Below are 22918 nucleotides of genomic sequence, written 5' to 3'. Positions count from 1 at the left end.
TATTATTCTGGCTTAGTGGTCAAAATAATGCGGATGCCATCCAAACGAATTTGGTGATCATCGATACGAGTTAGGCCTTCTACTAGATAGCGTTCGTACAGTTCTATGTGCTCATCTTTTACCGCTGAATTCTGCTGTTGCAGCTCACGCAGACGATCAATTTCAGACTGCCACTTACGCTGGTAGGCTTCTTTTGCCGCATGCACTGTAGGGCGAGCTTGATCTTGAGCGCTTAGTTGATGCGCTTGAAGAATCTCAAGCAGCTGTGGACGTAGGGCTGCGACCCACTGCTCGGCCACACGATTAGGCACGCCTTTCAACTTTTCTGCCCACTTGTCCGCGGTAAACTGGCTGTGAAGGAATTTGCCATTGGCATCAGACAATTGCCAAATAGGTGTCATGGGCAGTGACTGAGCCAGTTTCAAACGCGGATGGCCAGCGGTTTCTATGACAAACATACTTTCAACCAATACCGTACCCTCTGGCAGAGCAGCAATAGGTAAAATGGCAGAAGTTAATTTGCCTGAATCAAAGCCTTGCACTTCGTCCATTAGCATGGTGATTAATGGGTGTTCCCACGTCGCAAAGGCTACATCTTCTCGTTGGCTGGCTTGGCGGCGGTCCAACATCAGCATTTTGCCTTCCTCTTCAATGCCAGGTAGTGCTTCTAGCATCATGTCTGTAGAAGGGCGAATAAACCATGCGGCTTGATCGGGAGTGTCGTTGTGACATTCTGCATGTATGTTAAACGCGTGCGTCACTTGTTCAATGTAATCATGCAGGCCGTGTGATGCTTGGTCGTTAATTTGCTCAATCAGCGATTTGGCAACGTTCAGGCGACAGGAAGACATTTCCAATAGACGGTTACGACCTTCTTCCATTTGTTTTAGCAAGGCTTCGTGATATACACGTGCTTCATCTAACAATGACTGATCATCATCATTACCAAATAGAAATGCATGCAATGGCTCTTTAAACGCAGCATTCACTTTATCGCCAGACCCTGTGGTACGGTTAAAAGCATTCAATGCTAGGTGATACCACTGATACAAGCGCTCTTGTACGCTGCCTTCAATATAAGGGACGTGCACTTGAACGATGTTACGTTGGCCAAGACGATCTAAGCGCCCAATACGCTGTTCTAGTAAATCTGGGTGTTCAGGTAAGTCGAACATCACCAAATTATGGCTAAATTGGAAGTTGCGACCTTCACTACCAATCTCGGAACAGACGAGCACTTGAGCGCCGCTCGGATCGGCGAAATAGGCGGCCGCTCGGTCACGATGGATCAGAGGCATTTGTTCATGGAAGTCAGCACTTTGGAAACCAGCAAAGGTAAGTTGATCGTTCAACCAACGAGCGGTGTCGGCCGTGTGACAAATGACAAGCACTTTGGTTTTAACTTTTTGATCGCCCAAGAACTCTTTTAGCCAATGCCAGCGCGGGTCTGCTTCCCATAAACCATGGTCGATACCCGACTCAGGTAGAACATGATGGGCCGCGCTTGCGTATGTGTCGTTACCTGCAAGAGGGTAAACGTTTAAGTTGCGCTCAGGGAAACCACCAATAGCGGCGCGCGTGTTACGGAACATTTCACGGCCAGTACCATGACGGTCAATTAGCCAGTTAATCGCATCTTGTGCAGCGTTGACTTGCTTGTCTTTATCGGCCGCCGTTAGGTTGTCGAACCACTCTTTGGATTGCACATCGTGCAGGTAGTCGACAAAAACAGCGCGCCAATCCGGCTGTGTTAGCCCATGATCAACTTCGGTAAATGGCAGAATCTGTTCTGCTAATTCAGCGGCTTGTTTGAATTCTTGTTGCTGAGCTTGGTAGACGTCAAAGCTATGATAGTGCTCAGGATCAATCAGTTGTAGGCGTGAGAAATGCTCACGTTCACCGGTTTGCTCCGGTGTCGCGCTTAAAAGCAATAAGGACTCGGAAGCCGCTGCCAAGCGTTCAACCAGTTGATAAGCAATGCTTGGCGTTTCTGGATCCCATGCTAAATGATGAGCTTCATCCACAATGACCATGTCCCATTCAGATTGCAGCATGTGTTGTGCCGCTTTGCTATGGGTTGAGACAAAATCAATGGGGGCGATCACAAACGCTTGAGCGTCAAATGGGTTGTCATCGCCATCCATGTAGTCTTCGTAAACAGCTTCATTAATCAACGAAAATGGCTGATGGAAGCGTCGTAGCATTTCAACCAACCACTGATGCTGCAAGTTTGTAGGCGTTAGAATCAAGGCTCTGCGCGATAGGCCATTTAGAACTCGATGGTGAAGAATCAAACCTGCTTCAAGGGTCTTACCCATACCAACTTCATCGCATAACAAAGCTCGCGCAGCGGGGCGGTTAGCAATGTCATGAGCTAAATACATTTGGTGCGGTAGTAACTCGGCTTTCAATCCCATCAAGCCACGAACAGGACTCGCTGAATGAATTGCTTGATGTTCAAGGGTTTTACGGCGCAAATCAAACCACATGCGACGAGCAGGGGACAGAGCGAGGATCGAATCCAATTCGTTCTTATCGTTACGTGGGAATTGAATTTCTGATTCATCCACCCATTCGTCGCCGATGTTATATTCCATTAATAGATCATATTCGCGCACGGCTTGCACTTTGTAGGATTCGTCTTCAAAAAATAACTCGTCTCCCGGTGTAAGTGTACGACGAACTAAACTCGTCTGTTCCACTGAGTAATTACGCTCAGTTTCCGCATCTGAAAAATACAAGACAAAGGATTTAGGCTGTTTTTCAATGATCATGCCGATACCTAAGTCTGGTTCGTTTCGGCTACTCCAACGTTGTCCTATTTGGTACATAACTACTCTTTGTCGTTTTCAATAATCGTAATATTACCCTGACATAAATCGATCAGAGCCTGTTTCTGTTCTGGCCACGTACGTTCAATGACGGCAAGTGAAACATCAATGCTCTCTGAGAACTGTTTGTCCTCAACATCGATATCACTGTTTTCTAACCAATACTCAACCTTACCTAACATAGGATAGGCGATTTTTATGGAAACCGTTTCACGTGGGTATATCTCTTGCCATTCTAGTTGATCAAGCGCTTCGACAACGGCCTGACTGTAAGCACGGACTAATCCACCTGCACCCAGCTTAATGCCGCCAAAGTAACGCGTTACAACGACCGTGATTTCGCCAAAATTTGAATGTTGTAAAACGTTTAGCATGGGCTTTCCAGCTGTGCCTTTTGGCTCGCCATCATCACTTTGATCCCATAAATGAACATTCTTAGGTGGCCCTGCCACGAATGCCCAGCAGTTATGATTGGCATCTGGATAGCGCATGTTCATATCGGCAATAAAAGCTTTCGCTTCATCTCGTCCACGGGTGCGCCGGATCGTCGTAATGAACTGGCTATTTTTAATTTCCAGATCAAAGCGTTGTTCGTGTGTTGGGCTCTGGTAGTAATCCATGTAAACTTCGCTTAGCGATTGTTTTTTCAACGAAAATGGCGGGTTTAAATAAATGACAGACTGGATGCAACAATCTGTGTGGATTGCTTTGGGATGTGTTGTAGGTGTTGTCATCACGACCGCCATCGCGGGGGGTATTGTACAGAGAATCCAGCGTAAGTGGCAGGCTGAGCATGAAAATTCTGTGCAGGAATTGCTTCAAACACGGCAACTTTTGCAACGTTCCCAGCAAGAAGTGCATCAATTGGAAAAAGAAGCGCTAACGTTGGAGCAACAGTTCGCCGCGGCTCAGGAAATTTGGCAACAAAAAGAACATTTCTTTGAGCAGCAAAAGCATCAAAACGAGGTGCAGTTTAAGCAACTGGCTCAAGACATCGTACAGCAACAAGGCGCGCGCCTTGCGACTGAAAACGAGCGTCAGTTGCATGCCTTATTGTCTCCGTTAGGGCAAAAAATCAATGAGTTCCAGCAGCGTGTTGAGCAGAGCTATGATCAAGAAGCGCGAGAGCGTTTCTCTTTGGTAAAGGAAATTAAAAATCTGCAATTGCTTAACCAGCGAATTAGCGATGATGCGATGAGCTTGACCGAGGCACTAAAAGGCCAGAATAAGATTCAAGGTGGCTGGGGTGAGGTTATTCTGGAGCGTATTTTAGAGCGTTCTGGATTAGAAAAAGGACGCGAATATGAGATTCAGGTCTCACTGACTACCGAAGAAGGAAAGCGTTATCAGCCTGATGTGATTGTTTATCTACCTGAAAACAAACAAATCATCATCGACTCAAAAATGGTGTTGGTCAGCTACCTTGCCTATGTTGAAGCTGAAGATGAATTGCAAAAACAACAAGCCTTACGTCAGCATTTAGAGGCTGTACGTCGCCATATCAAAGAGCTTGGTGCGAAAAATTATCACGATTTAAACGGCATCACGTCACTCGACTTTGTCATCATGTTCATCCCAATCGAAGCCGCCTATGCTTTGGCACTACAAGGGGAGAATGGCTTGTTTTCAGAGGCGTTTGAGCAAAATATCATTATTACGGGGCCCTCGAACTTACTTGCCACATTGCGCACAGTGCAAAACATCTGGCGTAATGAAAAACAAAGTCAAAATGCACTTGAGATCGCCCGTCAAGCGGGCGCTATGTACGATAAATTCGCTGGTTTTGTACAGGATATGGATGAGATCGGAACACGCATTGACGCACTGACTCGCAGTCACGAACAGGCAATGAAGAAGCTGACGATTGGGCGAGGTAACTTGTTAACAAGAGCGGAGCGGTTAAGAGTCATGGGAGCAAAAACTAATAAGCAGCTTTCACTCCCAGACAGTGATGAGGATGATTTAGACGGTCAGGAGAGCTAGTTAATCAGCCACAAAACCTTGTGATCTTGACCGTAAGGCAAGTTTTGTAGATCAAATAAGATGCTATTTGTAACTTTAGTCAGATCAGTCGACGGTGCTTTATTTGCGTTAGCAATCAAGTGAATATGGAGTGTCTTATTTAAGTAATGCAGTTGGGTTTTTTCGATATCCACGTAGTTGCGGTGACTGCGCAGCATATAACCAAGGTCCGCTAGAATTTGATCGCGAGCAGGTAGTTGCAGTGAGGGCGGTCTGCCTACGAGTTCGTGATCTGTTGTATCAGATTGTATATGATCATCTGTGTCCACATGCACCATTACATCCTGCACCTGCGGATGGGCTTTCTTGATGGTGTAGACAACTAAGTCACTCAAGTAGTGCCCTTCACTGACAGTGGCATGAGCAGGAACATGGATGTGCATGTCCAAGAAAATTTTACCAGCCATTGAACGAGCTCGGATATCGTGCGGCGCCATAATGTTTTTAAGGCTGTCTACGGTGTCTTTTATCTGGTCAAGCGTTTTTTGGTCGGGTGCGGTGTCGACTAACTCTTTTAAGTTATCCCAAATCATTTCGATGGCGATTTTAGCAATTAAAAGGCCTACGACTACTGCGGCGGCTTTATCTGCCCATGGGTAGCCAAAATAGACCCCGACTAACCCCGCTAAAACAGCTACTGAAGATAAGGCGTCACTGCGACTGTGCCAAGCATTGGCAATCAACAGTTTGCTGCCAATTTTTTCACCAGCACGGCGTGTGTAGTGAAAAATAGCCTCTTTTATGACAATCGTTAAAATGACTGCGGCAGCACCATACCAAGTTGCAAACGGAGTTCGATCACTGTTGAATGTTTCTAAAACAATGCCCGTTGCGACAATGATTAGCACGATACCAAGAATGACAGTAGTCAGGGTCTCAAAGCGCAAATGTCCATAGGGATGATTTTTATCGGGTGCTTGGCGGGCATTATTGGAGGCAACCACGACGAACACGTCAGTAACCAAGTCTGATAACGAATGGATACCGTCGGCTATTAACGCTTGAGATTGCGAAAACCAACCTGCGATGATTTTAGCAATACCTAGCAGTGCATCCCAAATAGCGCCAACGATTGTAACTCGTTGAGCTATTTGCCTTTCTTCTTGCATTTTTGACATTTTTTAAGCCCTGGGTGTGTCGTTAAGTGTGCTGTTTATAATAGGCGTGTATTGGTTCATTTGGAGAGAAAGAGGTGGTTGCCTGCCGCTGCTGGTGTTGCCATCTTTCTCCCCAGTGTTATCCACCCAATCTGTGGAAAACTGTTATTCGTCGGCGATTTCAAACCATAGTTGGTAAGATTCAAAAAAGTCTCTAATGGTTAATGACATAAGTGCGAAGTTCGCATCCATATCGGATAACGTACCGCCTTGAGAATCGTTAAAGGCGTTCTCTTTTAGTGTGTCGTCGAATTTTACTTTCTTCAGTGTTAAGTCATCATTAAGAACAAAAGACATTTTTTCGCTCCAGCGAAGGGCTAAGTTTTTAACGCTCATACCTTGAGAAAGGTGACGAGTGACGTCTTCAGATAGCGGCTCTAAAGACTTAAAGCGGATTTTTGCTTTATCCTCTGAGGCATCTTGAATTTCACATTCATCGCCAGTTTCGAGGCTCGCTGGCACGTCGTTTTTCATTAGCCAGTCCGTCATGATAGCGGCGGGTGACACCTGTGCTTGAAGTGGAACCATCGCAAAACTGCCGAGTGTCGTTTGCAAGAGTTTAAACAGTTGCTCGGTCATGCCTGCATTCGTGCTGTTTAATACGACCAGTTTGGCTTTTGTATCAATATAGGCCCAAATGTCAGAACGTTTCGAGAACGCTCTAGGGCGCAGTGTAAAGACTAATTCTTCTTTGATGTCGGCTTTTTCTTTGCGGCCGACTTTACGACCTTCAACGATTTCGATTTCAGCGACTTTGGCTTCAAGCTCTTCGCGAACGACGGCGGTAGGCAGTACTTTTTCTTCTTTCCCCGCACGAATCAACATGCACTGGTTACTGCTGATTGCCCATTGCTCACTGCTTCGGATCAACGGCATCCAACCAAATGTAAATTCATCCTGTGAACCACACTCTCGTAATGGGTGTTCAGGAAGTTTGGCGATAAGATCAGTACTGCTGAAATTTTCCGTGTCTTTGAGTTGGAATATTTGTAAGTTCTTAAACCACATGTATCAATCCTTCATCGCTTCTTTAAAATGTTTGCGGCAGACCGAAATGTATCGATCGTTACCACCAATTTCGATTTGAGTGCCTTCTTTTATAGCACGGCCCTCTGCATCCACTCGAATCACCATATTGGCTTTGCTGCCACAGTGACATATGGTTTTTAGTTCAATCAGTTTGTCAGACCAAGCAAGCAAGGCTTGACTGCCCGGGAACAGCTCCCCGCGAAAGTCGGTTCGAATACCGAAGGCTAAAACGGGAATGTCCAGCCGGTCGACCACTTCGGATAATTGATAGACCTGCTCTTTTGTCAAAAATTGTGACTCATCTACTAACACACAGCCAATACTGGCTTGGTGGTGGCGTTTGAGTATGAGTTCAAAGAGCTTGGTGTTTTCTTTAAACAATTCCGCTTCGGCTTCAATGCCAATCCGCGAAGTAATAGTACCTTGGCTGTAGCGATCGTCCAGTGCAGCGGTCAATAGAAGGGTGTTCATGCCCCGCTCTTGATAGTTGTGCGCCGATTGTAGCAGTGTCGTAGACTTACCTGCATTCATTGCAGAGTAATAGAAGTAGAGCTTCGCCATAAAAGGTCCTCTAGCTGTCTTTGTTTGACACTTTAGCTTTATTGAACGCCAATGCTACCTGCATGGTCAGCCAGTCTGCACGCTTAATACCTGACATTTCACACAGCATGTCCAATTTTTTTACGGTATCCTCATCGACGACTAGTTCGACACGCTTCATCCCTAGCGATTTCTCTTTTTCACGTTGTGCTCGTTTGTTGGCCTTTAGTTGGTCTTTACGGGGTAATGGGTGGGTACGAGGACGGCCGCGTACCGTGCCAAATAGGTCAATGGTATTGCGGTCTGAGGAAGCTTTGGCCATAACTTAAATTGAATGTCTAATCAGTAGGTTGAAATGGAAATAGAAGAATTTGAATCTTTAATGCTGACGGTACTTATTAGCGGCTTTTGTATGTTTATGCTGTTCATCATGTGGGACTTAGCTCGTAAATCAAATGCCGGAAAATTAGGGACCTTTATTATTATCGGTGGTTTAGGCCTAGGAATGCTAGCCTTTGTGTTAAAAGGTGTGGTGATTGAGCTGATATTAGGGGGATCTGGCTAGACAGTGATGACTGTCTAGCCAGATGGGTTTAGTGGTTTTTCTGATATAAGCCAATAAAGTCGAGTACTACTTCGGCCGCTTCGTGTGCATAGACATCATCTTCCGGAGCTTCAATGTCTTCTACGTTTTCAAGGACTGGCAAATCTAAAGCCTTACGACGTTTATTTTCTCGATCAAGCTGCTTCTGCTCACTTTCTTCTCGCTGTGCTTCACGAGTGTTTTCATTAAGTGAGATCGACTTAAAATGTTCACTTTGATCTTTGACGTAGTTGATTTGGTCTTCTAACGCAACAAAGTTAGCATCTTGTTTGATGCGTTTGTCATGCAAGCTGGTCAGTTCATCTACATAGTCAGCGAATTCCCAATACACTGGGTAACGAGTATCGTGAATTTTATCCCATGGTAGGGGGTTTTCAAGGGCGCTTTCGCCCACTTGATTGGTGTCCAGCAGAGACGGGAAGTTAATGTCTGGCATCACGCCTTTGTGTTGAGTGCTCTCACCCGATACTCGGTAGAATTTGGCTTGAGTAATCTTCAGTTGTCCCTTATCCATTTCTTGTAGTACTTGAACAGTGCCTTTGCCAAATGTTTGATGGCCGACAATAATAGCTCGGCCATAGTCTTTCAGAGCACCAGCAACGATTTCTGAAGCCGATGCACTCATACGGTTCACTAACACCACCATAGGACCACTGTACGTGACTTCACGGTCTTGGTCGCCAAGAATACTGACACGGCCAGAGGCATCACGAATTTGCACCACAGGACCGGCTGGGATAAAGAGACCTGTTAACGAGTTGGCTTCTTGTAGGGAACCGCCGCCATTGTTACGAAGGTCTAAAATAAGAGCTGTAATGTCTTCTGCTTGCAGTTCTTCAATCAGTTTTTTTGTGTCACGTGTTGAGCTTTTGTAATCACGGTCACCACGTTGAATCGCGGCAAAGTCTGAGTAGAATGTAGGCAGTTCAATGACCCCCACTTTAAAGGTTTCGCCACCGCGTTCAACCTCAACGATTTTTTTCTGCGCGGATTGATCTTCAAGTTTCACTTTTTCACGAGTAATCGTGATTTTCTTGCTGTTCTGAGTGTTACTGTTAGCAGGAATGATTTCTAGAATAACGTTGGTACCACGCTCTCCGCGAATCATATCGACGACATCGTCGAGGCGCATGCCAACGACGTCAATCATCGGTTCACCTTCTTGGCCCACCGCTATGATGCGATCGTTGGGCCCCAGCTCTTTACGCGCTTCAGCTGGCCCACCAGGGATTAGACGAACGACTTTTGTGTAGTCGTCTTCCATTTGCAAGACTGCACCAATACCCTCGAGCGATAAACTCATGTTGATATTAAAGGCTTCTGACGCTCGTGGAGCGAAATAAGTGGTGTGTGGGTCCAGTACAGAAGTTACAGAGTTGGCAAAGCTTTGGAATACATCGGTCGCATTAGTTTGATCGATCTGTTTAAGCTGACTCTTATAGCGGCGCTCGATGGCGCTGATAATGTCTTCTTCAGACTCACCATTGAGCTTGAGTGTTAATGCGCGGTTTTTGATGCGTTTGCGCCAGTAATCATCGAGCTCAGCATCGGTTTCAGCCCATTCTAGTTTGTCAGGGTCTGCGTTGAGGCTTTCATCGACTGTGTATTGAAAGCTTTTTACCATCTCTGGAATACCCGCTAAGACTTTTTCAAGTCGTGTCTCAGCTCGATCTAAATAGGCATTATAAATGTCGTAAGCAACTTGCGAGTCGCCGTCACGCAAGGCATCATCAAAGTCATTGCGGTATTTTGACAGAGTGTCCACATCGCTTTTCAAAAAAAAGCTGCGGGAAGGGTCTAGAGCATCGAGATAATTTTCAAATGCTTGTTCTGATACTTCGTCGTCGATCAGGGTTTTGTTATAGTGGACGTTTTCTAACGTTGCGACAATCTCTTGTGCAACACGGTCGTAGTCATGTGGCGGTTCGAGTTTTTCATACGCCGAAACGGAACCGCTGGCTAGCGCGATACATGGAAGTAGACTTAACAACAGGCGTTTGTAGATCATCCGCGATTGGTTCCCTTAAACTGATTTGTCTTTAATTGGCTAAAATCATATTAGACTCGTATCAACAAGACCAGTCCAGCGGCAAAAAAGTCATTTTTTTATATCATTGACCCAGCAGGAAACTATGAATCAAGCCAGTTTTAATCATTCTTTATTGTCATTTCTTGATGATTCCCCGACACCGTTCCATGCCGTTTCAACGATGAAGCGCGAACTGCTTGCAGCAGGTTATGAAGAGCTTGTTGAACAACAAGAGTGGGTCATCAGTGAGGGCGGAAAATATTTTGTCACGCGAAACGACTCGTCAGTGATCGCATTCACCACACCCACGTTAGATTTTGCTCATCAAGGCTTTCGCATGATCGGTGCTCATACCGACAGTCCTTGCTTGAAATTAAAGCCAAATGCCCACGTGGAGCGCTTTGGGTATCATCAGTTAGGCGTTGAAGTCTATGGTGGCGTATTGCTCCATACTTGGTTAGATCGTGATTTATCGATAGCAGGAAGAGTGACGTTTAAAGCAAAGGATGGCAGCTTGAAAAGCCGTCTGGTTGACTTTAAAGACCCTATCGCACTGGTGCCAAACTTGGCAATCCACCTTAGTCGAGGCGTGAACACGGACGGCTTTAAAGTAAATCCGCAGGAAGAAATCTTGCCGATTTTGTGTGGTGCAGAACATACGTTGGATCTAGAAAAGTTGTTAATTGCGCAAATTCAGAGTGAATACGATGACATTTCTGTCAGCTCGATTTTAAGCTTTGAATTAAGTCTATATGACGTACAGAAAGCGGCGATTACAGGCTTACATGGTGATTATATCAGTGCTGCGCGCTTGGATAATTTGCTAAGTTGCTATGTTGGTATACAGGCTTTATTGAATGCCGACGCTAGCCGGCCGACATTATTAATTTGTACTGATCACGAAGAAGTGGGCAGTCAGTCATCGTGTGGTGCTAATGGTCCATTTTTAGAGGATGTATTACGCCGATTATCGCCTGTGCCGGAACAGTACACTCAGGCTATTCAGCAATCCATGCTGATCTCTGCAGATAATGCGCATGCCTTGCATCCAAACTATGCGGCAAAACACGATCAACTGCATGCGCCATTGATCAACCAAGGTGCGGTCATTAAGGTCAATAACAATCAGAGGTATGCAACCAATAGTGAAACAGCGGCGGTGTACCAAGACATTGCCAATGAACTTGGTTTACCTGCACAAACATTTGTTGTGCGCAGTGATATGGGGTGTGGCAGTACCATTGGCCCGATAACGTCCGGAGAGATTGGCGTTGCAACTTTGGATATAGGTTTGCCCACGTTTGCTATGCATTCGATCCGAGAGCTTGCAGGCAGTGTAGACGCTTTTAATCTTTACAAGATTTTAGTGGCGTTTGCAAAACGTGATCAATTGATTTCAGCTTAGATGCGCATTTGTTAATAAAAAGCCCAGCATTCTGGGCTTTTTATTAAGTTTTATACAAGTGATTAAATTAGATTAACCATTTGTTCAGCGCCTGAATATCTTCCTCGCCTAGATCCCCCGTTAGCTGATCAAGCGTAATCTGCTGTATTACGAAATTATAGCGAAGCTGCTCATAAGTATTTTTAGCATTGAAGAACGTTGATTGGGCGTCTAACAGTTCAACAATATTACGTGTCCCTACATCATAACCGGCTTGGGTTGCTTCTAATGCACTTTGAGATGAGCGAATAACTTGTTGCTGAGCCCTAACTTGCGCAGCAAGCGTTTTAAGCTTCAATACAGCACTACGAATATTTAACTCGATATCTTGGATAGAGCTAGCACGTGTTTCCACAGCAGACTCCGCGCTTGCAACCGCTTGGCGAACGGAGGCATTGATTGCGCCACCGCTATAAAGAGGAATCGATACCCCAATGCCAATAGAGGAGGTGTTGGTTACGCCATCTGATCGAGACTGAGATTCAACGGAATAGTCATTGTCTGTACGCGCTAAAGAGCCGGTAATTGCAACGGTAGGGACGCGACCACTGGCTTTTTGGATATTGATGTTATTTTGGGCCGAGTCGACAGACAGATCCAAAATTCTAACGTCTTTATTTGCAGCCATCGCTTTTTGAACAAGGTTGTCGGTATTCAAACTTGAGTCAACAACAATCGGATAGTCTTCAGATAGACGTGGGATACTTTCGATACTTTGACCGGTACGCTGATATAAGGCTTCAAGGGCAATCGTTAGGTCCGATTCAGCACTTAATTCATCTACGAGTACGGAATCATAGGCCGCTTGCGCATCATGTAAGTCAGTTATAGAAACCAAACCCACTTCATACTGTTTCTTAACACGATCTAACTGGCCTTCGTAGCTTTTAACTTGGGAGCGGGTTGTGTCGAGAGTCGCTTGCGCGGTTAAGACCGCAAAGAAATCAGACAGTGTGTTGTAGATGAGTTGTTCCTGAGCTTGTTCTAAAGCAATTCCAGAACTTGCAAACGTCAGCTCAACCGCATCAACACCGTAATCCAATGCCGGAGAGTAAATGGGGTAATCTAGGTTTAAAGCGAGCTGGTTCTGCGTGTTATTAAACGACTCAGCATTATCTGGATCGGTTTTTGTGTAGCCAAGGTTGCCGCTGAAACTAATGTTGGGATACAAATTACCGCGAGTCACTTCAACTTGTTCTTTGTCAGCGCGAAAAGAGGCGTTGGCAGCTCGCAAGCTAGGATCGTGTGCTTTAGCTAAGTCATATACTTGGTTAAGTGTTTCTGCCTGCGCAGCCGGTAATGCCACCGCTGCAGCTATAAACGATGCGATAATATGCTTTTTCATAGGTTCCTTTTTTGCCTCGATATGAAATAAATTTATATTACCTGACGGTAAAGGCAGTGAATACTACCTAATTTGCTATAACTTCTATGACTCCTGACCATATCACAATCAATCCTAAAGTCAGTCTGACTTATTGTGTAAAAATACAGTATGAATGAAACAGCCCACATAGAGTGGGCTGTTATTTATGATTTGAGGCAATGTTTTATGAAGGGTTATCTAGCTCAACCGTGTATCGGATTTGATACGTGGTGTTGGGGGCAATGGTTCCATGCAGAGACACGCTGTTGGCATTGACCTGCTCCAAAGAGCGCAGAGACAGCTCCCGAATTGGGGCTTGTAGCTGATGAGTGATTTGGTAATCCTGAGGCTGCTTAGAAACGTTTTTCAATGTCAGCTCCCATGTCTGAGTTGCGCCTTTCTTTGCCTTTGATTCCGTGATTAAAGTAATGTCACCGGTTAAATCCAAGCTTTTATTTAGAAGCACTTCGACTTCAGCACCCTCTCGCATATTTTTTAATGAAACTGCGTTTCCTTTCATGAAGTAGGGGCTTTTGTGCCAAAGAGTTTGATAAGTACCGGGGATCAAATCTTTCGGGCTGTCAAAGCGAATCTGTTGATCAAAGCTCAAATTCAATTTTGATGAATGCTGGTAGCTGAATACCTTACTCACATTACGACGACTGGTAATGTCACTGCTGTGTTTACCAAGATCAACTAATGTCATTGATGCCGCAGGCAGCGATAGTTTAGTTAATTCCAGTGTGATTTCGCTGTCATTGTAATCTGTTTCTGGTGCTGAGCGTTCTAATGCCATATCGCTTGCCATCGAACTTTTCATCATCATCGGACGGCCGATATTTCGGTTTTGGCTGTAATGCAGTAGGGCGCTGTCCAGCTCAATGTCTTGAGACGCATTATTTTGAATGCTGGCTTGTTGTACCAAAGTGATTTTTCGGTCGTCTATGACCATTGAGAGTTCGGGGTGCCAACGAATATCAGATGTTTGGTAAGTGAGTAGGCCTTGATAGTTTAATTCCGTGCGAGTGTTTGATGCCGCGAGTTTTGGTATAAGATAAAAATCACTAATAGGATAGTTTGCTGCGACGCGTTTAACACTTAATGTGAAGTATTGATCGGTTACAGCCTCTAAGGTGCCTTCTAAAGACAAATTACGGCTTTTATGCTCAACACGAATGGGCTGGCCTAAGTGATTGCTCCAATCACGGCGTTCACTATTATAAAAATCGGGTAACTGAAATGGTGCATAGTTTTTTCCGATTGGAATGATAGAGCCTTCCATCGGAGTAAAACTCAATTCAGATTTTTGTTTTAGATCTTCGGTTACTTGGCTGCCTTGCTGTTCAATAACGATACTTTGAGTTGCCGCAAAGCTAGAGATCGAAGTGAGTAGCAATCCTGTCATTGTCGCGTTGGTTAGAATTGTTTTAGTGTCCATAAGCATTCCTCTGTTAAACATGGAAAACGTGAGCTGGCAAATTCCCAATTAGCTTTCAGAATAACGTAGAATGCTTCGTTATATGTAGGACACAAAGTGGAAGGTGACAGTGAAAAATGGGCTTTTACTGATTGATGGCTTAAACCTGATACGACGCTTACATGCGGCGTTAGAAAGTGAGCCAGACAGCGAGCGTCGAATAGAGCGTACTCAAAGTCTATGCATTGATGCGTTAGCGAAGCTAGTGCATCAATTTGAGCCAAGCTACATGGCGATCGTTTTTGACTCACCGGCGAAAACGTGGCGTCACGAAGCCTTTCCTGAATATAAGCTAGGAAGACCACCAATGGATGATGCGTTATTAGAGTCCATGGGGCGGTTTGCCAAGGTGTTTCGCTTTAATGGTTGGCCGTGCTTACGCATGACCGGATGGGAAGCGGATGACCTAGTGGCCACATTAGCGTTTAAAGCCAGCCAACATGGCATAGGCTCGATGATTGTTTCTACTGACAAAGGCTATACGCAGCTACTGCAATACCCACATATTTTACAATATGACTACTTTGCAAAACTTGGCTACGATGCCAATTGGGTCGAACAAAAATATGGTGTCATCCCCCGATTACTACCAGATTATTGGGCATTAGTAGGGGATACAACGAATCATATTCCAGGCGTCAAAGGGATAGGTCCGAAGTCGTCGGTGGAGATTCTTAAAAATAAAAGCAGTCTCGAGCAGGTCTTTGATTGTTTGAGCGAGTATCCTGCTAAATTTCAAAAGTTATTAGATGGGCAGTTAAGTCATTGCCAGTTTGCACGTTCTATGGTGACGCTAAAGCTGGATGTTGAAATTGGCATACGGCTATCGCAGCTTGAAATCAGACGTAGTACTTCAATTTAAGTATTGATCAAAAAATCAGCAATGTATCTGTTTGCGTTTTTTGTTTGAAATGCCGCAGCGTAATAAATTCAAATTAGTTGCATGCTAACTCAGAAAAGATCGCGAATAGCTCTTACCGATGTTTGGCAACAGGCATATAATAACGCCCATCACTCACCCCCAATTTAATGAGATAGGATATGTCTGAGGTAAGAACTCGAATCGCGCCTTCTCCAACGGGCGACCCTCACGTTGGTACTGCATACATCGCACTGTTTAATATGGCTTTTGCCAAGAAAATGGGCGGCGAATTTATTTTACGTATCGAAGATACTGACCAGACACGCAGTACGCCTGAATCGGAGAAGATGATCCTTGATGCGTTACGTTGGTTAGGATTGGATTGGTCAGAAGGCCCGGATGTAGGCGGCCCACATGGCCCTTACCGCCAGAGCGAACGAGGCGATATATACAAAGACTATGCGCTAGAGTTGGTTGAAAAAGGTCACGCTTTTTATGCCTTTGAAACCCCCGAAGAACTCGATCAAATGCGTGTTGAGCAAAAAGAGCAAGGCTTAGCGCAAAAATACGACGGGCGCGCTTTAAATCTGAGCCAAGAAGAAGTGCAAGCGAAGATTGATGCTGGCGTACCTTACGTGATTCGCATGAAAGTACCTGAAGAGGGTACTTGTGTTGTGCAAGACATGCTACGTGGCGAAATCGAAATCGATTGGGCGCAAGTAGATATGCAGGTATTGTTGAAAGCCGATGGTTTACCTACCTACCATTTAGCCAATGTTGTTGATGACCACTTGATGAAGATTACCCACGTGATCCGTGGTGAAGAGTGGATTAATTCCGCACCTAAGCACATCTTGTTGTATCAATACTTTGGTTGGGACATTCCAACATTGTGCCATATGCCATTGTTGCGTAACCCAGATAAATCCAAGCTATCTAAACGTAAAAACCCAACATCGATTCTTTACTACCAACGTATGGGCTTCTTACCTGAAGCGGTAATCAATTACCTTGGCCGTATGGGCTGGTCGATGCCTGATGAAAGTGAAAAGTTCACTTTATCATCGATGATTGATAACTTTGACATCCAACGTGTTTCTCTTGGCGGACCAGTTTTTGACGTAGAGAAGCTGAAATGGCTAAACGGCATGTGGATTCGCGAAGACTTGTCAGTGGCCGATTTTGCTCAGAAGTTTTCTGAGTGGGGCTTGAACAGCGAATACGTTAATGCGATTTTGCCATTGATTATTCCGCGTGTTGAAACGTTCTCTGATGTGGCGGATGTCGCAGGCTTCTTCTTTAAAGGTCAGCTGGATGTCACAGCTGACTCTTTCTCTGATATTAAAATGGAAGAAGAAACGTTACGTAAAGCCCTTCAGTTCGCACTTTGGAAGCTTGAAGCACTGCGTTCATGGGAAAAAGATAAGATCTTTACGGAAATGAAATCCCTTGCGCAAGCAATGGAAGTGAAACCGAAAGACTTCTTTGCGCCACTGTTTGTAGCGGTATCGGGTACCACAGCGTCTGTCTCTGTATTTGATTCTATGACAATCTTAGGTCCTGATATGACTCGTGCTCGTTTACGTCATGCCGTTAACGTGGTTGGTGGGCCATCTAAGAAAGAAACAAAACGTTGGGAAAAAGAGTTCGCAGAACTTTGAATTTACCGATAATGTTTTGATCTAAAAAAACCGGCTCTTAGCCGGTTTTTTTGTTTTAGCAGAAAACTGCAGGCTTACTTAGTGGTAAACATGCTGGTTTTCTTTTCAAGCGAAGAGACTTGATCGTGAATGTCACGAGTATTGCCTTCAATACTACCGATGTCAGAGCTGTCACGTTGAAGCTGCTGAGCAATGCGGTCCATTTCTTCACTCATGTGAACCGCTGTTTTGGCCACTTCTTGTATAGAGCGAGCCATATCAACCGAGGACAATGAGCTTGTTTGAGCATTGTGCTCGATTTCACGAATCGCTAATTCTGCCTTTTCACTATACTCTTCAATTGAGCGAAGGTTCTCTTGGCCACTGTTCATGGTGGTAATGGCTGTTTGAGTCGACGTTTGGATTGTGCCGACGATATCGGTAATTTTTGCAGTAGCATCGACGGTCTTCTCTGCAAGCGAGCGTACTTCGTCAGCAACTACTGAGAAACCACGGCCCGCTTCACCAGCACGTGCCGCTTCAATGGCTGCGTTCAGAGCTAATAGATTGGTCTGATTCGCTAGATCATTGATCATGCCAATAACATCATCGATGTCTTTCGACAGTTGTCCCAGCTCGTTAAGTTGGCGTCCAGTTAAGTTTACGACTTCAATTGTTTTGCCTAGGCTAGATAGGGCACCTTTGATGGTTTCTGATCCTACCTTTGCAGACTCATACGTGTTCTTAGATTGATCGCTTAATTCCTCAGTGGTATGAGAGATGCTGCTGATCGTTGTCGAAATTTCTTCTGTTGCGGCCGCTAAGGAATTTGTTTGTTCGCTAACAGAGCGGTTGCTGTCGGCAATGTTGACCACGGCACTGTTTAGTTGGCTGACCATATTGCTGACATCGCCAGTCGTGTGGACCACATCGCCAATAACCGAGCCTAAGCCAGTCGTCATTTCATTAACTGAACCGCAGAGAGAATCAAATTCATCATTGCGTTTATGGTTGATGGTTAAACGAGCCGTTAAGTCACCACCTTTTACTTTACTAAGGTCACGAATTATTTGATTAAGTGTTTGGTTAACGCTGCGTCCAATCGCCATCATCAGCAATCCAGCGATAACAGCAACAATGATACTAACGACAATGACACTGATGCTGGCTTGTTTAGATTGTGCGGATGCTTGCTGGCGTGCTTCGACAACGGCTTGTTTTAGTAACTCTTGAGCTTGATTCGTCGCATCGTTGTACTTCGTTCGAACATCGCGAAACTTCTGCTGCAATGTCTCTAAGCTGCCCACTGTGTTGGCATAAAGTTGGACTTTATCATAGTAAGCGACGACTACATCACCAAAACGCTCTTCAAGACCGAAATTCACCACACGTTGGTAAAACTTCTTATAGCGCTCTTCAAAAACATCTTTGTTTTCCGATGTGGGTTCAAAGACAAAATTCTTTTCGGCTTCACGTACTGGTAAGAACTCTTGTTTAACAAGACTCAAGAATGACACTTTTTCGATGACTACTTCACCTAGAGCAGCAATTTCACCTTTCATGCCTGAACTAGCGTTAAAACCTAGTCGCTGGTTAAGGTTAACGAGTTCTTCTAGGGTCAGCGAATATTGGTTTATAAGATCGGAAATATTTGCAAGCGTGGTTTCGGTCTGCGGGTGATTCACCATTTCTGCATCTTCAGCGATCAAGGCAGAGAAACGGTTTTCTTTTGTTTTTAGTTCATCTAAGAACGCGGAGTAGCTGTTGTCATTAAGCTTATCGAGTTGCTCGTACAGCTCCATGTTGGCAATAACGAGAGAAGATAAGTCATTTTGTACTTTCGTCATGACTTCAAAACGCTCAGAAGCCGAAGTTTGTGCGCTCATACCATTCAACGCCACGACAGTTACTACGACAAAGCCGAGTAGACCACAGGCGAGTAAAATAGTGAGTTTGGCTCTAAAACTGAAATTTGCCAGCATTATATCCACCTACTGATATTTTATAGTTATAGTTATGTAAGACAATTGTCTAATTATTATAAAGAGAGTATTTAGCCTAAGATCGCTTTTGTAAATAGCTTTATTGCAGCTTTACGTGACGTTTTTGATGCTTTGTTTAAAAAATAGACAAATTACATAGCATGAGGATCAAAATGAATATGGCTTTGTTGCATGCCGATCATTTCAATCTCTCCTTGGTATCGACCTTCTCCAGTGGAAGTGAAGTAAAACTGATAGCGTCGTTTTATCTTTACTTGACCTCGCTCAATAACGGGCCGCCAATAGCTGCCATAGATGGATTCATCCAGCATTTGTAGATCAAGTTTAGAACACTGTTGTTTAACTCGCATCAGGGTGTATTCGCGTATTTTAAAATGCTGCCAAGCGAGCAAAGTAAAACAGAAGAACGCGAAGATAAGGCAAACGTCTAGTAGGGTTAGGTTCATGTTGTAAGATCTTAATGAGTAGGACTCAAGCTTACAAAAGGTTGGAAAAAAAGAAAACACGCTTCCCCAAAAGCAGGAGAGAGAAAGGAGAAGCGTGTTTTTATGCAGAAATTAACCTTTGGTTAATCACTATTTGCACGAATTTGGTCATTCGGGGCAGCGAATGAGTGGAAGCCAAACGAGTCGTGTGCAAAATCGTGAGCCAGTCTATCTAACCTTAGGCGGCTGCCAGTGCCTGCTCTGCATAAAGCTGTATCACCCACTGCTCAACACGTTGGTCAGTAAGGTCAAATTGCTGATCTTCATCGATTGCCAAGCCGACGAATTCTGTTTTATCTGCGTTAGCGCCGCGAGACGCTTCAAAGTCATAGCCTTCGGTCGACCATTGGCCGATAAAGGTAGCGCCCGTATTGACGAGCTTTTCGTGCAACCAGCCAATGGCATCGACAAAATAATCGCCATAGCCAAATTGGTCACCTAAGCCATATAAAGCGATAACCTTGCCAGATAAGTCCAGCTCAGATAACGCATCACCAACATCTTCCCAGTCACTTTGGATGCCACCGAAATCCCATGTTGGAATTCCTAAAATTAAAAAATCATAGTCCAGTAACGTGTTGATGTCAGAGTCTTTAATGTCGTGCAGTTCTACCAATTGATCGAGCTCGGAAAACTGTTGTTGAATTTTCTGTCCTACCATTTCGGTATTTGATGTATCGGTGCCATAAAAAAGGCCGATTGTGCTAGTTGTGCTCATAGTGTCCTCAACGTTACTGCATACTGCCTAATTGGTGGCTCATGACCCCAAAACGTTTTAGGCAAGCTTTTTCAATGTCTTGTTGCGTCCAGCCAGTGTCTGCTGTCAAACGGCTGGCTAAAGATTGGTTGTTGTTAGGCTGAGCAAGGGCTCGACGAAACGCGATTTCAATTTGGTATTCACCAATACTCATACCGGTGATGACAGCAAATCCCAGTTCAAGTGCGGTATGGGTTAGGCCTACTTGTTCGGCTAAATCGTCTGTGGAAGCGAATTGATCTGCTTCTATAATATTTTGACTTTCAAAGAGTTTCTTTTGGCAATCGGGACATTGCTGAATATGGCTTTGAACCTGAATGTGCTCAATGGTCTGTAATACTAGGTTGTATAACTTGCCAACCAGTGCTAGTTGCTTGCCATCACGTTGCATCAAACGGTTAAATTCTTGGCTCAGAGTACGTGTCAGTGTCAGAGACTTAGGAGTACCGGTTTCTTTGCTGACATGACGTGTAAAGAACGCTTTTACCTGAGCAATAGACTCTCCTGTAATAGAGGCCAATTGTTCCCAAGTCATAAAAATCTGACTCCAGCTGAATTTAGATTCTTGCGTTACTTCCCAATCGACCTGTGCGTCTTCGTAAACAGGCAATACTTGAATCGGGGTGGTGTTTTGCAGCTTGTTCAATGGGCTTACAGTATTAAATGTAATGTATACCCCAGCCGCAACATGCTCTTGAATAGTCAGTGGCTCAAAAATGTGAAACTGTTGCTGAACAAGACGAAGACCTGATAACGGCTGCTTTATTTGTTGATGACCAGATAGCCAGTAAGCGTAGCGTTGGCTTACTTTGCCAGTCTCTTCAAATAAGTCGATTGCTTGTACGATCATGAGTCATCATCCGGTCAGTTCTGAGAATGATTACTATTTAAAAGGTTGTTGCAAACAAATGCAAGTGCTTCTCATTCAAAAAGTGAAATTATTTTTAAATGAGATTGAATGCACGCAATAAGGTGACACCCACACTTGTGGTTAGAAAGGAAAATACGGTGGTTAATACGATGATATTTGCAGCCAAAACGGCATTGCCATTCATGGCTCGAGCCATAATGTATCCAGCCGAGGCAGAAGGTGCTGAAGATAGTAAGAATAAAATGCCTAGATCGATACCTCTAAATCCAAGAAAAAAACCGCCCATGGTTAAAATTAGAGGTATGACAATCAGCTTGCCAACTGTTGCAATCAGCGCAGGGGTTATATCTTTCTTTAGCTCTTTAAAACGTAATGACGCGCCAGCACACAACAAAGCTAAAGGAAGCGTTAACTGGGCGAAATAATTTCCTGCTTGAGTAACAATTTCAGGCAACTGCAAATTGATTTGATTGGCTGTTAGGGCGACCACGATGGCAATGATGAGGGGGTTTTTTGCGATCGCTTTTAAGGAAGCAGCAATGCTTTTATTGGCATTCATTGAGCGATTAATCGTGATGACGGCTAAAACATTATAAAGCACCATTACGCCACCTATGTAGACGGTAGCTGCGGCTAAGGCACTGTCACCATAAGCATTTAAGCAATAGGCTAGCCCAATAATTGCCATGTTTGAGCGAAATGCCCCTTGAATAACAATACCTCGATCACTTTTCTGTTTGACGAGTTTTACCGCAAGTGCTTCTAAGGCTAGATAAGTGATGAAGGTGGCAATGATTGCATACACCATTAAAGACAGGTGGCTGCTTGGATCTGTTGTTTGTTGGGTAATGTTGATGAAAATTAAGGCAGGCATAGCAACGTTAAAAATGACTTTCGACGATACCTCAACGAAGTTATCGTTAATCATGCCTATTTTCTCGAGCACAACACCCATGACAAGAACTAAAAAAATAGGTGCGGTAATAGAAAGAGAAAATTCCACTACACCAAGAAAATCGTCCATGTGAGCTGCCTAATTTTCAAATCAAGTAACAGCTGAACGTGTCAGCCGTTATAAAACAATTAACAAGGTAGGAAAAACAACGACTGATCAGTCGTTGTTTTCAAAGCGGTAACCTGCACCGTATACAGAGTGAATTACGTTAAGTTCTGGCGCTACAGCAGCGATTTTCTTACGCAGTTTTTTAATGTGACTGTCGATTGTACGGTCACTGACTACTCGGCTATCTGTGTAGATGCTTTTCATGATCATATCGCGACCAAAAACACGACCTGGCTCTTTGATCAATAATTGAAGCAATTGGAATTCCACTGTCGTTAGGTCGATTAGCTCGCCTTTGTACGTTGCACGTAAACGGTCAGCGTCCAAGTCGAAGCCATCAGTTTTTGGTGCTTCTGTCTGATCAAGCTCAACGCGACGTAGATTTGCTTTTACACGCGCTACAATTTCACGAGGGCTGAATGGTTTACATACGTAATCATCAGCGCCCATTTCAAGACCAATTAGACGGTCAATCTCTTCTGCTTTTGCTGTGACCATAATAATTGGCATGCCACTAAATTGGCGTACTTGCTTACATACTTCAACGCCATCAAGGCCTGGAAGCATAAGGTCAAGAAGCATAAGGTCAGCCTGATTGTTTTTTAGGTAATCTACGACTTGGTCACCACGATCGATATGGTGGTGCTCGTAACCTGCTTGCTCAAGGTAGGCAGCCATTAACTCAGCTAGTTTTGGTTCATCTTCTACAATCAGTACTTTACTCATAGTTATCGATTC

20 protein-coding genes are annotated in these 22918 nt (G+C 44.4%); 5 read left to right on the top strand and 15 right to left on the bottom strand.

Annotation, left to right across the window (positions count from 1 at the left end; genetic code table 11):
• Window positions 1–2: 2 nt before the first annotated feature.
• Entirely contained in the window at window positions 3–2831 is a 2829-nt protein-coding gene (gene rapA / locus AYW76_RS00895; RefSeq protein ID WP_067214645.1) for an RNA polymerase-associated protein RapA, read from the bottom strand.
• 2 nt (window positions 2832–2833) lie between these two features.
• Window positions 2834–3451 carry a YigZ family protein gene (locus tag AYW76_RS00890; protein WP_067034223.1) on the bottom strand — a complete coding sequence of 206 codons (618 nt, stop codon included), beginning with the start codon at window positions 3449–3451 and terminating at the stop codon, window positions 2834–2836.
• Between the two features lie 52 nt (window positions 3452–3503).
• Between AYW76_RS00890 and AYW76_RS00885 the strand changes: the two genes are divergently transcribed.
• Window positions 3504–4814, top strand: a complete 1311-nt coding sequence (locus AYW76_RS00885) for a DNA recombination protein RmuC (protein WP_067214643.1) — start codon at window positions 3504–3506, stop codon at window positions 4812–4814.
• Here the strand turns inward: AYW76_RS00885 and AYW76_RS00880 are convergent.
• The 4 genes from AYW76_RS00880 to ybfE form a co-directional block, all read right to left on the bottom strand.
• Window positions 4811–5971, bottom strand: coding sequence for a cation diffusion facilitator family transporter (locus AYW76_RS00880; protein WP_067214640.1), 1161 nt, complete (start codon window positions 5969–5971; stop codon window positions 4811–4813). The two genes, AYW76_RS00885 and AYW76_RS00880, sit on opposite strands and share 4 nt — an antisense overlap.
• Window positions 5972–6115: 144 nt before the next feature.
• Window positions 6116–7018 (bottom strand): recombination-associated protein RdgC, encoded by a 903-nt coding sequence (locus tag AYW76_RS00875; RefSeq protein ID WP_067214638.1) that lies wholly within the window; start codon window positions 7016–7018, stop codon window positions 6116–6118.
• Between the two features lie 3 nt (window positions 7019–7021).
• On the bottom strand, window positions 7022–7600 hold the full coding sequence (locus AYW76_RS00870) for a thymidine kinase (protein ID WP_067214636.1): 579 nt from the start codon (window positions 7598–7600) through the stop codon (window positions 7022–7024).
• A gap of 10 nt (window positions 7601–7610) precedes the next feature.
• Window positions 7611–7901 (bottom strand): LexA regulated protein, encoded by a 291-nt coding sequence (gene ybfE / locus AYW76_RS00865; RefSeq protein WP_067036077.1) that lies wholly within the window; start codon window positions 7899–7901, stop codon window positions 7611–7613.
• Between the two features lie 33 nt (window positions 7902–7934).
• On the opposite strand from ybfE, the gene AYW76_RS00860 reads away from it, so the two are divergent.
• Complete coding sequence (locus tag AYW76_RS00860) at window positions 7935–8144, top strand: DUF2788 domain-containing protein (RefSeq protein ID WP_067097134.1); 210 nt, start codon at window positions 7935–7937, stop codon at window positions 8142–8144.
• Between the two features lie 28 nt (window positions 8145–8172).
• Here AYW76_RS00860 and AYW76_RS00855 read toward each other — a convergent pair whose 3' ends face one another.
• Entirely contained in the window at window positions 8173–10191 is a 2019-nt protein-coding gene (locus AYW76_RS00855; RefSeq protein ID WP_067214633.1) for a carboxy terminal-processing peptidase, read from the bottom strand.
• Between the two features lie 124 nt (window positions 10192–10315).
• Between AYW76_RS00855 and AYW76_RS00850 the strand changes: the two genes are divergently transcribed.
• On the top strand, window positions 10316–11617 hold the full coding sequence (locus AYW76_RS00850) for a M18 family aminopeptidase (RefSeq protein WP_067214630.1): 1302 nt from the start codon (window positions 10316–10318) through the stop codon (window positions 11615–11617).
• Window positions 11618–11684: 67 nt separating this feature from the next.
• Here the strand turns inward: AYW76_RS00850 and AYW76_RS00845 are convergent, their stop codons facing one another.
• Window positions 11685–13001: a TolC family outer membrane protein gene (locus AYW76_RS00845; protein WP_067214628.1), complete on the bottom strand. Its 1317-nt coding sequence runs from the start codon at window positions 12999–13001 to the stop codon at window positions 11685–11687.
• Between the two features lie 205 nt (window positions 13002–13206).
• The gene (locus AYW76_RS00840) at window positions 13207–14460 is read right to left on the bottom strand and encodes a hypothetical protein (RefSeq protein WP_067214620.1); all 1254 of its coding nucleotides are present in this window, start codon (window positions 14458–14460) and stop codon (window positions 13207–13209) included.
• A 109-nt stretch (window positions 14461–14569) separates the two neighbouring features.
• Between AYW76_RS00840 and AYW76_RS00835 the strand changes: the two genes are divergently transcribed.
• A complete protein-coding gene (locus tag AYW76_RS00835; protein ID WP_067214617.1) occupies window positions 14570–15361 on the top strand; it encodes a 5'-3' exonuclease H3TH domain-containing protein in 792 nt (263 codons plus the stop codon).
• A gap of 179 nt (window positions 15362–15540) precedes the next feature.
• Window positions 15541–17022, top strand: a complete 1482-nt coding sequence (gltX, locus tag AYW76_RS00830) for a glutamate--tRNA ligase (RefSeq protein ID WP_067214614.1) — start codon at window positions 15541–15543, stop codon at window positions 17020–17022.
• Window positions 17023–17096: 74 nt separating this feature from the next.
• On the opposite strand, the gene AYW76_RS00825 is transcribed toward gltX, so the two are convergent.
• The 6 genes from AYW76_RS00825 to AYW76_RS00800 form a co-directional block, all read right to left on the bottom strand.
• Window positions 17097–18983 carry a methyl-accepting chemotaxis protein gene (locus AYW76_RS00825; RefSeq protein ID WP_067214613.1) on the bottom strand — a complete coding sequence of 629 codons (1887 nt, stop codon included), beginning with the start codon at window positions 18981–18983 and terminating at the stop codon, window positions 17097–17099.
• 152 nt (window positions 18984–19135) lie between these two features.
• Window positions 19136–19450: a DUF3301 domain-containing protein gene (locus AYW76_RS00820; protein WP_067036106.1), complete on the bottom strand. Its 315-nt coding sequence runs from the start codon at window positions 19448–19450 to the stop codon at window positions 19136–19138.
• Window positions 19451–19667: 217 nt separating this feature from the next.
• On the bottom strand, window positions 19668–20207 hold the full coding sequence (gene fldB / locus AYW76_RS00815; RefSeq protein WP_067214611.1) for a flavodoxin FldB: 540 nt from the start codon (window positions 20205–20207) through the stop codon (window positions 19668–19670).
• 13 nt (window positions 20208–20220) lie between these two features.
• Complete coding sequence (locus AYW76_RS00810; protein WP_067214609.1) at window positions 20221–21096, bottom strand: hypothetical protein; 876 nt, start codon at window positions 21094–21096, stop codon at window positions 20221–20223.
• 94 nt (window positions 21097–21190) lie between these two features.
• Window positions 21191–22141 carry an AEC family transporter gene (locus tag AYW76_RS00805; protein ID WP_067214606.1) on the bottom strand — a complete coding sequence of 317 codons (951 nt, stop codon included), beginning with the start codon at window positions 22139–22141 and terminating at the stop codon, window positions 21191–21193.
• Between the two features lie 87 nt (window positions 22142–22228).
• Entirely contained in the window at window positions 22229–22906 is a 678-nt protein-coding gene (locus AYW76_RS00800; RefSeq protein ID WP_067036118.1) for a response regulator, read from the bottom strand.
• Window positions 22907–22918: the final 12 nt, after the last annotated feature.

This window comes from Marinomonas gallaica (genome assembly GCF_001639745.1).
Classification (GTDB): Bacteria; Pseudomonadota; Gammaproteobacteria; order Pseudomonadales; family Marinomonadaceae; genus Marinomonas; species Marinomonas gallaica.
The sequence above is the reverse complement of the archived record's forward strand: the minus strand, read 5'-3'. Positions and strand labels throughout refer to the sequence as shown.

Bases quoted from the DNA above. Each gene is read 5' to 3' on its own strand.
- AYW76_RS00800 (WP_067036118.1), bottom strand. From the start codon at position 22,906: ATGAGTAAAGTACTGATTGTAGAAGATGAACCAAAACTAGCTGAGTTA.
- AYW76_RS00845 (WP_067214628.1), bottom strand. From the start codon at position 13,001: ATGAAAAAGCATATTATCGCATCGTTTATAGCTGCAGCGGTGGCATTA.
- AYW76_RS00855 (WP_067214633.1), bottom strand. From the start codon at position 10,191: ATGATCTACAAACGCCTGTTGTTAAGTCTACTTCCATGTATCGCGCTA.
- rapA (WP_067214645.1), bottom strand. From the start codon at position 2,831: ATGTACCAAATAGGACAACGTTGGAGTAGCCGAAACGAACCAGACTTA.
- gltX (WP_067214614.1), top strand. From the start codon at position 15,541: ATGTCTGAGGTAAGAACTCGAATCGCGCCTTCTCCAACGGGCGACCCT.
- AYW76_RS00875 (WP_067214638.1), bottom strand. From the start codon at position 7,018: ATGTGGTTTAAGAACTTACAAATATTCCAACTCAAAGACACGGAAAAT.
- AYW76_RS00805 (WP_067214606.1), bottom strand. From the start codon at position 22,141: ATGGACGATTTTCTTGGTGTAGTGGAATTTTCTCTTTCTATTACCGCA.
- AYW76_RS00840 (WP_067214620.1), bottom strand. From the start codon at position 14,460: ATGGACACTAAAACAATTCTAACCAACGCGACAATGACAGGATTGCTA.
- AYW76_RS00850 (WP_067214630.1), top strand. From the start codon at position 10,316: ATGAATCAAGCCAGTTTTAATCATTCTTTATTGTCATTTCTTGATGAT.
- AYW76_RS00825 (WP_067214613.1), bottom strand. From the start codon at position 18,983: ATGCTGGCAAATTTCAGTTTTAGAGCCAAACTCACTATTTTACTCGCC.
- AYW76_RS00820 (WP_067036106.1), bottom strand. From the start codon at position 19,450: ATGAACCTAACCCTACTAGACGTTTGCCTTATCTTCGCGTTCTTCTGT.
- AYW76_RS00810 (WP_067214609.1), bottom strand. From the start codon at position 21,096: ATGATCGTACAAGCAATCGACTTATTTGAAGAGACTGGCAAAGTAAGC.
- AYW76_RS00860 (WP_067097134.1), top strand. From the start codon at position 7,935: ATGGAAATAGAAGAATTTGAATCTTTAATGCTGACGGTACTTATTAGC.
- AYW76_RS00880 (WP_067214640.1), bottom strand. From the start codon at position 5,971: ATGTCAAAAATGCAAGAAGAAAGGCAAATAGCTCAACGAGTTACAATC.
- fldB (WP_067214611.1), bottom strand. From the start codon at position 20,207: ATGAGCACAACTAGCACAATCGGCCTTTTTTATGGCACCGATACATCA.
- ybfE (WP_067036077.1), bottom strand. From the start codon at position 7,901: ATGGCCAAAGCTTCCTCAGACCGCAATACCATTGACCTATTTGGCACG.
- AYW76_RS00870 (WP_067214636.1), bottom strand. From the start codon at position 7,600: ATGGCGAAGCTCTACTTCTATTACTCTGCAATGAATGCAGGTAAGTCT.
- AYW76_RS00890 (WP_067034223.1), bottom strand. From the start codon at position 3,451: ATGGATTACTACCAGAGCCCAACACACGAACAACGCTTTGATCTGGAA.
- AYW76_RS00885 (WP_067214643.1), top strand. From the start codon at position 3,504: ATGACAGACTGGATGCAACAATCTGTGTGGATTGCTTTGGGATGTGTT.